The 10,676-nt window shown below is 68.1% G+C and carries 8 protein-coding genes and 1 pseudogene; 1 reads left to right on the top strand and 8 read right to left on the bottom strand.

Annotated elements, in window-relative coordinates; all coding sequences use genetic code 11:
* A pseudogene (locus ACK4ZD_RS02250) lies at nt 1–125 on the top strand (carbohydrate kinase family protein); the annotation flags it as partial.
* A 76-nt stretch (nt 126–201) separates the two neighbouring features.
* On the opposite strand, the gene ACK4ZD_RS02245 reads toward ACK4ZD_RS02250, so the two are convergent.
* The 8 genes from ACK4ZD_RS02245 to ACK4ZD_RS02210 form a co-directional block, all read right to left on the bottom strand.
* Nucleotides 202–687 carry a histone H1-like DNA-binding protein gene (locus tag ACK4ZD_RS02245; RefSeq protein WP_409658177.1) on the bottom strand — a complete coding sequence of 162 codons (486 nt, stop codon included), beginning with the start codon at nt 685–687 and terminating at the stop codon, nt 202–204.
* Between the two features lie 210 nt (nt 688–897).
* A complete protein-coding gene (locus ACK4ZD_RS02240) occupies nt 898–2,049 on the bottom strand; it encodes a ribonucleotide-diphosphate reductase subunit beta (RefSeq protein WP_409658174.1) in 1,152 nt (383 codons plus the stop codon).
* Nucleotides 2,050–2,255: 206 nt separating this feature from the next.
* Nucleotides 2,256–5,168 carry a ribonucleoside-diphosphate reductase subunit alpha gene (locus ACK4ZD_RS02235; RefSeq protein WP_409658171.1) on the bottom strand — a complete coding sequence of 971 codons (2,913 nt, stop codon included), beginning with the start codon at nt 5,166–5,168 and terminating at the stop codon, nt 2,256–2,258.
* 436 nt (nt 5,169–5,604) lie between these two features.
* Nucleotides 5,605–6,213, bottom strand: a complete 609-nt coding sequence (gene ampD / locus ACK4ZD_RS02230) for a 1,6-anhydro-N-acetylmuramyl-L-alanine amidase AmpD (RefSeq protein ID WP_409658189.1) — start codon at nt 6,211–6,213, stop codon at nt 5,605–5,607.
* Entirely contained in the window at nt 6,200–7,717 is a 1,518-nt protein-coding gene (locus ACK4ZD_RS02225) for a sigma-54-dependent transcriptional regulator (RefSeq protein ID WP_409658168.1), read from the bottom strand. The genes ampD and ACK4ZD_RS02225 overlap by 14 nt, the downstream gene beginning before the upstream one ends.
* Entirely contained in the window at nt 7,714–9,588 is a 1,875-nt protein-coding gene (locus ACK4ZD_RS02220; RefSeq protein WP_409658165.1) for a sensor histidine kinase, read from the bottom strand. Before ACK4ZD_RS02220 ends, ACK4ZD_RS02225 begins: the two co-directional genes overlap by 4 nt.
* Nucleotides 9,585–9,821: a PP0621 family protein gene (locus ACK4ZD_RS02215; RefSeq protein WP_409658162.1), complete on the bottom strand. Its 237-nt coding sequence runs from the start codon at nt 9,819–9,821 to the stop codon at nt 9,585–9,587. Before ACK4ZD_RS02215 ends, ACK4ZD_RS02220 begins: the two co-directional genes overlap by 4 nt.
* Entirely contained in the window at nt 9,815–10,645 is an 831-nt protein-coding gene (locus ACK4ZD_RS02210; RefSeq protein WP_409658160.1) for an inner membrane protein YpjD, read from the bottom strand. The genes ACK4ZD_RS02215 and ACK4ZD_RS02210 overlap by 7 nt, the downstream gene beginning before the upstream one ends.
* Between the last annotated feature and the right edge of the window lie 31 nt (nt 10,646–10,676).

The following is a 10,676-nucleotide window of genomic DNA, read 5'->3' as shown; positions in this document are numbered from 1 at the left end:
ATGGCCTGGAGCGCGGCTGGCCGCTGACGCGCTGCGCCGAACTGGGCAACCGGCTGGGTGCGCTGAAGATCGCCTGCAGCGGCCCCCAGAACCACCGCATCGACCGGGCCACGCTCGGCCTGTGACCCACAAGAAAAAACCCGGCCTCGGCCGGGTTCTTGGTACGCAGGGCGCCGCCTGCCGAGCGTGGCGCCCGCACGCTCAGGGCTTGTTGCCCGTCGGGAAGGGCCAAGCCGCCTGAGGGCTCAGGGCCGTCTTGGCGGCAGGGGCTGCCGGCGCCGCAGGGGCAGCGGGGGCCGCAGGGGCCGCCTTCGCAGCCGGCTTCTTGGCCGCCGGCTTCTTCGCGGCAGGCTTCTTGGCCGCCGGCTTCTTCGCAGCGACCTTCTTCTCTACGGCCTTCTTGGCAGGCGCCTTCTTGGCCGCCACCTTCTTCACCGCCGCCTTCTTGGCCGGGGCTTTCTTCGCAGCGACCTTCTTGGCGGGCGCCTTCTTGGCGGCGACCTTCTTCACCGCCGCCTTCTTGGCGGGCGCTTTCTTGGCGGCGACCTTCTTCACCGCGGCCTTCTTGGCGGGCGCGGCCTTCTTGGCCACGACCTTCTTGGCCGGGGCTTTCTTCGCAGCAGCCTTCTTGGCCGCCGGCTTCTTCGCTGCCGCCTTCTTGGCGGCCGGTTTCTTCGCAGTTGCCATGACGAATCTCCTTGATCAAGTGGCAAAGAGCACCGCGCCGCTCGATACAGCGCGGAGATTCACTGCCCGGGGTTCTGTCCTCGCGGGACGCCCCGGTGCGGTGAATGCGTTGGCAGGCAGTGGGCGCGGCTTCTGTGTCCGCTGCCTCCTGCCTGCAGATCCTGTTCTTCTTCGTTCATGCCCCGAAGCCCGGTCTCGCACCGCGGCGCTTCAATCCCAGGACAACGCGCCACCGGACTGGTACTCGATGACGCGGGTCTCGAAGAAATTGCGCTCTTTCTTCAGGTCGATCATTTCGCTCATCCACGGGAAAGGGTTCTCCTCGTTCGGGAAGAGCGCCTCCAGGCCGATCTGCGTGGCGCGCCGATTCGCGATGTAGCGCAGATAGCCCTTGAACATCGAAGCATTGAGCCCCAACACGCCGCGCGGCATGGTGTCCTCGGCGTAGCGATACTCGAGTTCGACCGCCTTGAGGAACAGCGCCTTGATTTCGGCACGGAACTCCGGCGTCCACAGGTGAGGGTTCTCGAGCTTGATCTGGTTGATCAGGTCGATGCCGAAGTTGCAGTGCATCGACTCGTCGCGCAGGATGTACTGGTACTGCTCTGCCGCGCCGGTCATCTTGTTCTGGCGGCCCAGCGCCAGGATCTGGGTGAAGCCGACGTAGAAGAACAGGCCCTCCATCAGGCAGGCAAAGACGATCAGGCTCTTGAGCAGCGTCTGGTCGTTCTCCGGCGTGCCGGTCTTGAAGGCGGGATCCATGATCGCGTCGATGAAGGGGATCAGGAACTCGTCCTTGTCCCGGATCGACGGGATCTCGTGATAGGCATTGAAGATCTCGCCTTCATCCAGCCCCAGCGACTCGACGATGTACTGGTAGGCGTGGGTGTGGATGGCCTCCTCGAAGGCCTGGCGCAGCAGGAACTGGCGGCACTCGGGCGCCGTGATGTGGCGGTAGGTGCCGAGCACGATGTTGTTGGCCGCCAGCGAGTCGGCGGTGACGAAGAAGCCGAGGTTGCGCTTGACGATGCGGCGCTCGTCCTCGGTCAGGCCGTTCGGATCCTTCCACAGCGCGATGTCGCGAGACATGTTGATCTCTTGCGGCATCCAGTGGTTGGCGCACGTGGCGAGGTACTTCTCCCAGGCCCACTTGTACTTGAACGGAACGAGCTGGTTGACGTCGGTCTGGCCGTTGATGATGCGCTTGTCTGCAACGTTCACGCGGCGCGTGGAGACCGCAGCGGCGGCATGCGGTGCCGCCTGGGGTGACGATGCCGCGGACCGCGCTGCGCCAGGCGTCACGGGCACGGTCTGCGTCGCAAGAGAATTCGAAGCTTGGAGGTCTTCTTCCCAGGCCAACATGGTGGACTTCCTATGGGTGCGAATTATGAGAGTGTTGTGTCCAAACACCAAGCACTTCTTGACAACGACGCGATGAACTTGTTGCTGTGCTGCATCGAAATCGGCACTCGATGCAGCTCGTCATCGTGGCCTGGCGTGGACACACACGCGATGGTGACGATGCGAGCACGCGGCCAGGCGCCGCGTCTCGCATCGCGTGGGTCTGCTTACTGGCAGGCCTCGCAGGTCGGATCGTCGATCGCGCAGAACTTCACGTCGGTCGCGGGTGTGGCAGCCATCTGTGCACGCGCCTGCGCGGCCGCAGCCTCCAGCGCCGACGCAGCAGCCGTCGCCCCGCCCTGCGTGGGCACGGCATTGAGCTGGCCCGTCTTCACGGTGGACTTCTCGGCATGCGTCGCGCCGATGGTGCGCAGGTAGTAGGTGGTCTTCAGGCCGCGCTGCCAGGCGAGCTTGTAGGTCTCGTCGAGCTTCTTGCCCGAGGCCCCGGCCATGTAGATGTTCAGGCTCTGGGCCTGGTCGATCCACTTCTGCCGGCGCGCGGCGGCCTCGACCAGCCACACCGGCTCGATCTCGAAGGCCGTGGCATAGAGTTGCTTGAGATCCTCGGGCACGCGGTCGATGCGGCGCAGCGAGCCGTCGAAGTGCTTGAGGTCCATGACCATCACGTCGTCCCACAGGCCCAGCTTCTTCAGATCGCGCACCAGGTACTCGTTGACCACGGTGAACTCCCCCGAGAGGTTGGACTTGACCGAGAGGTTGCCAAAGCAGGGCTCGATCGAGGCGTCCACGCCCACGATGTTCGAGATGGTGGCCGTGGGGGCAATGGCCACACAGTTGGAGTTGCGCATGCCGTATTGGGCGATGCGGCCGCGCAAGGCCTCCCAATCCATCGTCGAGGAGGTGTCGACCTCGACATAGCCGCCGCGCTCCTGCGCCAGCAGCTTCAGCGTGTCCAGCGGCAGGATGCCGCGGTCCCACAGCGAGCCGCGGTAGCTGGAATAGCGTCCCCGCTCTTCGGCCAGCTCGGTGGACGCCCAGTAGGCGTAGTAGCACACCGCCTCCATGGAGCGGTCGGCGAACTCCACGGCGGCCTGGCTGGCATACGGGATGCGCAGCTGGTACAGGGCGTCCTGGAAGGCCATGATCCCCAGGCCGACCGGGCGGTGGCGCAAGTTGGAATCGCGGGCCTTCTTGACGGCGTAGTAGTTGATGTCGATGACGTTGTCCAGCATGCGCATGGCCGTGGCCACCGTCTTCTTCAGCTTCTCGTGGTCGATGCCGCCGTCCTTGAGGTGTCGCGCCAGATTCACCGAGCCCAGGTTGCACACGGCGATCTCCTGGTCGTTGGTGTTCAGCGTGATCTCGGTGCACAGGTTGCTGCTGTGCACCACGCCGACGTGCTGCTGAGGCGAGCGCACGTTGCAGGCGTCCTTGAAGGTGATCCAAGGATGCCCGGTCTCGAACAGCATGGTCAGCATCTTGCGCCACAGATCGACGGCGCGCACCTTCTTGTAAAGCTTGATCTCGCCGCGCGCGACCATCTCCTCGTAGCGGGTGTAGGCTGCCTCGAAGTCCTTGCCGAACTTGTCGTGCAGGTCCGGGCAGGTGGACGGCGAGAACAGCGTCCACTCGCCGTTCTCCATCACCCGCTTCATGAACAGGTCGGGAATCCAGTTCGCCGTGTTCATGTCGTGGGTGCGGCGACGGTCGTCGCCTGTGTTCTTGCGCAGCTCGAGGAATTCCTCGACGTCCAGGTGCCAGCTCTCCAGGTAGGCGCACACGGCACCCTTGCGCTTGCCGCCTTGGTTCACCGCCACGGCTGTGTCGTTGACCACCTTCAGGAAGGGCACCACGCCCTGGCTTTCGCCATTGGTACCCTTGATGTGGCTGCCCAGGGCACGCACGCGCGTCCAGTCGTTGCCCAGGCCGCCGGCGAACTTCGACAGCAGAGCGTTTTCCTTGATGGCCTCGTAGATGCCGTCCAGGTCGTCGGGCACGGTGGTGAGGTAGCAGCTGGAAAGCTGCGAGCGGCGCGTGCCGGAGTTGAACAGGGTGGGCGTGCTCGACATGAAGTCAAAGCTGGACAACACCTCGTAGAACTCGATGGCGCGCGCCTCGCGGTCGATCTCGTTGAGCGCCAGGCCCATGGCCACACGCATGAAGAAGGCCTGGGGCAGCTCGATGCGCTGCTTGCGGATGTGCAGGAAGTAGCGGTCGTACAGGGTCTGCAGGCCCAGATAGTCGAACTGCAGGTCGCGCTCGGCCTTGAGTGCGCCACCTAGACGGGCCAGGTCGAATTGCAGCAGCCGCTCGTCGAGCAGCTCGGCGTCCACGCCCTTCTTGATGAAGCCGGGGAAGTACTCGGCATAGCGCTGGTGCATCTCGGCCTGGGTGACCTCCTCACCGAGAACTTCCTTGCGGATGGTGTGCAGCAGCAGCCGCGCAGTGGCGCGGGTGTACGCCGGGTCTTTTTCGATCAGGGTGCGCGCGGCCAGGATGGCAGCCTTGTGCACCTCGTCCATCGGCACGCCGTCATAGAGGTTGCGGCGTGTCTCGGCCAGGATGGGCTCGGGCTTGACGTCCTCGCCCAACCCCTCGCAGGCCGACACGATCAAAGCCTGCAGGCGGTTCATGTCCAGCGGCACACGATGGCCGCCATCGACGACCATCAACACCGGCTGGGCTTGCTGGGCCGCGGCCTGCTCACCTTGGCGAGCCCGCTCCTGGGCGCGGCGCTCGCGGTAGAGCACGTAGGCACGCGCCACCTCGTGGTGGCCGCCGCGCATCAGGCCCAGCTCGACCTGGTCCTGCACGTCCTCGATGTGGAAAGTGCCACCGCCCGGACGCGAGCGCAGCAAGGCCCGCACCACCGCCTCGGTCAGGCTGTCCACCGTCTCGCGCACGCTGGCCGAGGCCGCACCCTGCGTCCCATGCACCGCCAGAAAGGCTTTCATCAGGGCCACCGCGATCTTGTGGGGCTCGAAAGCCACCACCGCGCCGTTGCGGCGGATGATCTGGTAGCCGGCATAGGCCGAAGTGGTGGCGCCGGCCGGACGGACGGCGGAGGCGCTGAAGGCGGAGCCGGCGTGCGGCTCGGTGCTGGCGATGGTGGTCTGCATGGATTCCCCTAAATCTGCATACGGTTTGGCATGGTCCGCGGCGTCACAGGCCGGGCCAGGCTGGGTCGGCCGGCCCGATGGGCGGTCATGCGCTTGTTGTCTGGACACCTGCGCTGCGTGCGGCTCCGGCGGCTCGGCGGCCGGCCTGGCTGACGTGTGTCACCGTGTCTCGGAGGGTGCACGGCATCGCAGTAGAAAACACTATATCTAGGGCCTCGACCCCTTTCAAGCGCTAGCCCTAGTGTCCCGAGGGGGCGCATTGCAGGATTGACGAACAGCGGAATTGGTGCTTGTGCTGCCGTTGCAGCGAAGCATTCGCCTCCTGCGGCTGGCCGCCAGGCCGCAGCACGACGGCCACGGCGCCAGCGCATCCAGGTTGCATGCGGCCTGGCGGCCCATCGTTCGGTGCCGGGCCGCGCCGGCATTGGCGTGCGGGTCAGGTCGCGGCAGGGTCCAGGGGGGCGAAGCACGCCACCGGCCAGCCCAGCGAGCGTTGCAATCCGCCCCAGTCGAAGGCCGCGCCGGGGTCGGCCTTGCGACCCGGGGCCACATGCTCGTGGCCGGCGACGTGGGTGATCGGATACGCTGCGCGCAGATCGCGCAGCAAGGCGACGAGCACGCGGTACTGCACCGGCGCGAAGGCCTCGCCCTCCAGCCCTTCGAGCTCGATGCCCACGCTGAAGTCGTTGCAGTTCTCGCGCCCCCGGAACGAGGAACGGCCTGCGTGCCAGGCCCGCCGGTCGCAGGAGACGAACTGCAGCAACTCACCGTCGCGCCGCACCACGAAGTGGGCCGACACCTCCAAGCCGCGCAGGCGTTCGAAGTAAGGGTGCTGCGAGACGTCGAGCCGGTTGGTGAAGAAAGCCTCGATCTCTGGGCCGCCGTAGCGGCCTGGCGGCAGGCTGATCGAGTGGATCACCACCAGGTCGGGCGCGATGCCCGGCGGCCGCTCTCCATGATGGGGGCTGGGCACGGTGCGTGCACCGGCCAACCAGCCCTCACGCCAGCGCACACCCGTCCCGGGCGCCAGCTCAGTCGGCGGCATCGCCATCGGTGGCCACACCTTGTTCGGCCACCACCACTCCCAGCCGCGCCATGCGGTAGCGCATCTGCCGCAACGATAGGCCCAGGCTGGCACCGGCTGCGGTGCGGTTGTAGCGGTGCCGCTCCAGCGCTCGGATGAGGATGTCGCGCTCGACGGAGTCGAGGTAGGCCTCCAGGTTGGACGGCAGAGCCGGCTCGCCGGCGGCGACGCCCGGCCCGGTTGCAGGCGCAACGGGGGCATCGAGCTCCTGGGACAGAGTGTCGCCGTCCGGATCGTCGGGCAGGGACAGCGCCCCTTCGTCGACCCAGTCGCCGCCGGACAGGGCGACGGCGCGGTGCAGCAGGTTCTCCAGCTCGCGCACATTGCCCGGGAAGGCATAGCGGCGCAACTGTTCCAACGCTTGCGGCGCCAAGCGCGGGGGCGGCCACACGCCGGCGTCCAGGGCGATGCGCTCGAGCACGCGCTCGCAGATGGCCGGCAGATCTTCCAGGCGCTCACGCAGCGGCGGCACGCGGATCTGGATGACGTTGAGGCGGTAGTACAGATCCTGGCGGAAGCGCCCGGACTGCACCTCGGCGGCCAGATCTTTGTGGGTGGCGCTGATGATGCGCACGTCCACGGGCGTTTCGGCCACCGCGCCCACCGGGCGCACCGCACGCTCCTGGATGACGCGCAGCAGCTTGGATTGCATCGACAGCGGCAAATCGCCGATTTCGTCGAGAAAGAGCGTGCCGCCGCGCGCCGCCTGGAAGAAGCCCTCGCGATCCTCGTTGGCGCCGGTGAAGGCCCCTTTGCGGTAGCCGAAAAACTCGGCCTCCAGCAGTTGCTCGGGAATGGCTCCGCAGTTGACGGCGATGAAGGGTTGGTCTTGGCGCGGGCTGACCTCGTGGATGGACCGCGCGACCAATTCCTTGCCGGTGCCCGATTCGCCCGCCACCAAGACCGGCGCCATGCTGCGCGCCACCTTGTCGATGAGGCTGCGCACTTGCTGCATGGCCGGGGACTGGCCGGCCATGCGATCCAGGGCCCGCCGCGCCGCACCGCCGGTGCCTCCCGCGCCCGTGCCTGCGCGCACGGTGGCCCGCGGGGCGGCCGCCGCGGGCATCGGCGCCGATGGGCCGGCGGCGCTCTGGCGCCCGAGCGCCGAGGCAATCACCGAGCGGAACTGTCGCAGGTCCACCGGCTTGGTGAGATAGTCGTAGGCGCCCGCCTTGAGCGCCTCGACGGCGTTCTCCGGCGAGCCGAAGGCGGTGATCACGATGGTCTTTTCGCGCCGGCCGGCCTGTTCGAGGCGGCGCAGCAGGTCCAGGCCGGTGCCGTCGGGCAGGCGCATGTCGGTGATCACGGCGCTGTAGGTGCGGTCGCGCAGCCGCGCCCAGGCGTCTTCGACGCTGGAGGCCGTCTCCACGTCGTAGCCCTCGCGCAGCAGCGTCAGCTCGTACAGGGTGCGCAGGTCGGGTTCGTCGTCGACGACCAGCAAACTGTAGTGGGAGGCGAGCGTCATGTGTCGAGGTGCAGGGTGGGCGCGCCGGTATCGAGCGCTTCGCGCCGCATGACCAGGTAGAACTCGTTACGCGCGACGTGGTGGGCGCCGCGCAGGCGGTAGTCGATGGTCGCGCCGTAGCGCTCGCACAACTCCTTGCAAATATACAGGCCCAGACCCGTGCCGCGGCTGCGCGTCGAGAAGAAGGGCTCGAAGAGGTAGCGCTCGACCTCGGGAGGAATCGGCGCCCCGTCGCTGGCCACGCTCAGCGTGACGACACCCTCGCCATCGGGGTACAGATGCACCTCCACGCAGCCGGGCCGGCCCGAGGCGTGGCGGTAGGCGTTGTCCAGCAGGTTGACCAGCACGCGGCGCAGGTGGTCGGGCTCGAAGCGCGAGCCCAGGGGCTGCGCAGGCAACTCCAGGCGCAGCGCACTGCGCTCGTCCTGGGGCAGCCGGGCGGTGCGCGACCACTCGCTGCACACGGTGGCCACCAAGGCGGTCAGATCCACCACCGGGGGGGTTGCCGCCGGCCCCCCGGGGGCCACTTCCATCACGTCGTCGACGATGCGCTTGAGACGCTCGACGTTGTCGCTGACCATTTGCGTGAGCTGACGCTGGGCCGGTGTGACTGCGTCTTCGGCCAGCAGCGCATTGGCCTGGGAAATGGCTGCCAGCGGGTTGCGGATCTCGTGCGCGATGCCCGCCGAGATGCGCCCCATCGCCGCCAGCTTCTCCTGGCGCACGCGCGCCTGCACGTCGCGTTCGTCTTCGAGGAACAGCACGCACAGCTCCTCGCTGCTGTCCGGGTCGCGCCGGCGGGTGAAACGCATGCGCACCCGCAGCACGCGCTCCAGGCCCGAGTCGAAGATCAGGTGGATCTCGCGGCCTGCCTGGGGCCACTGACCCTCGGCAAAGGCCCGCCGCACCGCCTGGGCCAGCGGTTCCCAGACAGGCTGGGACTGCAGTGGAAAGGGGGCAGGGCGGGCCAAGCCCGAGTCTGAGATGATGCGCCGTGCCGCCGGGTTGGCCGCGCGCACCTTGCCGCGACGATCGACCACCAAGACGCCGTGATGCAGCTCGTCGATCACCAGGCGGTTGAGTTGCGCCTGCTGGCGCGCCAGCTCGAGGCTGCCGCGGGCGGCGAGTTCCTCACGAGCCAGCCGACCAGCCAGCTCGCCGGCCAGGATCGCGATCACGAAAAAGCCGCTGGCCACCAGGCCAGCCTGGGTCATCAGCACGCCCAGGTCGCCACCGCGGGTGGCTTCGCGCCAAGCCTCGCCTAGCAGCATCAGCGTGACGGTGGCCGCCACCGCCAGCGCGGTCTGCCGCCGGGTCAGCACCCCGGCCATCAGCACCGGCAGCACCAGCAGGGGCACGAAATTGAGCCCGCCCCTCGGAGCGATCAGGTGCAGAGTGCCGAAGGCCGCCACATCCAACACGACGGTGGCCAGCCACTGGGTGCGACTCAGCCGCAATGGGCTACCCCCCGCCCCGCCTGCACGCCGACGGTAGACGAACCAGGTGGCGAGGGTCAGGCCGGCGTAGACCACGCAGCCGGCCAACACAGGCCAGGGCGCGCCCGTGCCCAGGCCTGCACTGGCCAGTTGGGTGCCCAGCAGCAGCAGCCCCACCACCACCCGCGCGCCAAGAAAGGCCCGGAAGATGCGCTGGAACGAAGGCATGCCCGGGCCGAGCAGGCGGCGGGCGTGGCGGGTGAGGAAGCGCGAGTCCTCGCTGGGCAGGGTGCTGCCGTCGTTGTAGCGGGATTCCTCGTCGATCTGCGTGTCCTGTTCGACCCCGAGCGCGGCGAACCAAGACTCCGGTGCGGGCCGTTCGGCCGCAGCGGCGGGCTGCTTGGCGGGGCGTCGTTGCGGGATTCGTCGGCTCATCGCGGGCCGGCCAGGCGATGGGCCGCGCTGCAATAGTGCCGGCCGTCCTCGCCCTTCACGGCCTCGGCCACAGGCAGGTGCAGCCCGCAGTGCGCGCAGTCGACCATGGCCTCGGGGTGCGCCCGCGGGCCTGCGCCGCCGGACGGCGCAGGCCCCTCGTCGCGGCGGCGGGCGCTGCGCAGCAGCCAGACCACCACCAGCACGACCAGCGCCACCACGAGATACTTCACCATGCGGCCCCCGCAGATGCGGCCCGGCGCAGCAACACCTCGATCACGAAGCGCGAGCCGGCATAGGCCAACAGCAGCAAGCCGGCCCCGGTGTAGAGCCAGCGCGTGGCTTTGCGCCCACGCCAACCGAGAGCGCGACGCCCCGCCAGCAGGCCGGCGAACACGCCCCAGGCCAGTATCGAGAACACCGTCTTGTGATCCCAGCGCCAGGGATCGGCGAACCACCAGCCCAGCACGAGAGCCGCCGACAGCACCACGAAGCCGGCCGCGACGAACCGGAAGGTCAGCTTTTCCAGGCGCAGCAGCGGCATCCCCAGCGGCGTGGGCGGCAGCGCACCACGGCGCAAGCGCATCTGACGTTCTGCATGCGACAGCAGGCCCGCATGCAGCACGGCCGCGCCGAACAAGCCGTAGGAGGCGATGCCCAGCACCCAGTGCAAGGGCATCCAGGGTGAGTCGGCATGCGCGCGCATCTCGCCAGGAAAGACCAACATCAGGGCCACCGCCAGCGCGCCCAGCGCGGCCAGCCAGCGCTGCACACCGGGCAAGGGCACGAAGCGGCTCTCGATCGCATAGACCGCCAGCACCAGCCACAAGGTGGCCGACAGCGCAGGTGCGAAACCGAAGCGCGCGCCTTCGACACCCGAGCCCAGCCCCGCGGTGTCGAGCACGAGGGCCAGCGCATGGGCCACCCAGCCCACTGCCAGCGCCCAGCGCAAGGCACGGAGCGCCCGTTCGCTGCGCAGGGTCGCCAGGGCGTAAGCCAGCAGCGCGATGCCGCCGGCCGCCAGCGTCAGGAAGGACGGGCCGAGGGACGCGGTCAGCATGCGAGACGAGGGTCTAGAATCATCCGCACAG

This window comes from Caldimonas sp. (assembly GCF_046291045.1).
Classification (GTDB): Bacteria; Pseudomonadota; Gammaproteobacteria; order Burkholderiales; family Burkholderiaceae_C; genus Caldimonas.
The sequence above is the reverse complement of the archived record's forward strand: the minus strand, read 5'-3'. Positions and strand labels throughout refer to the sequence as shown.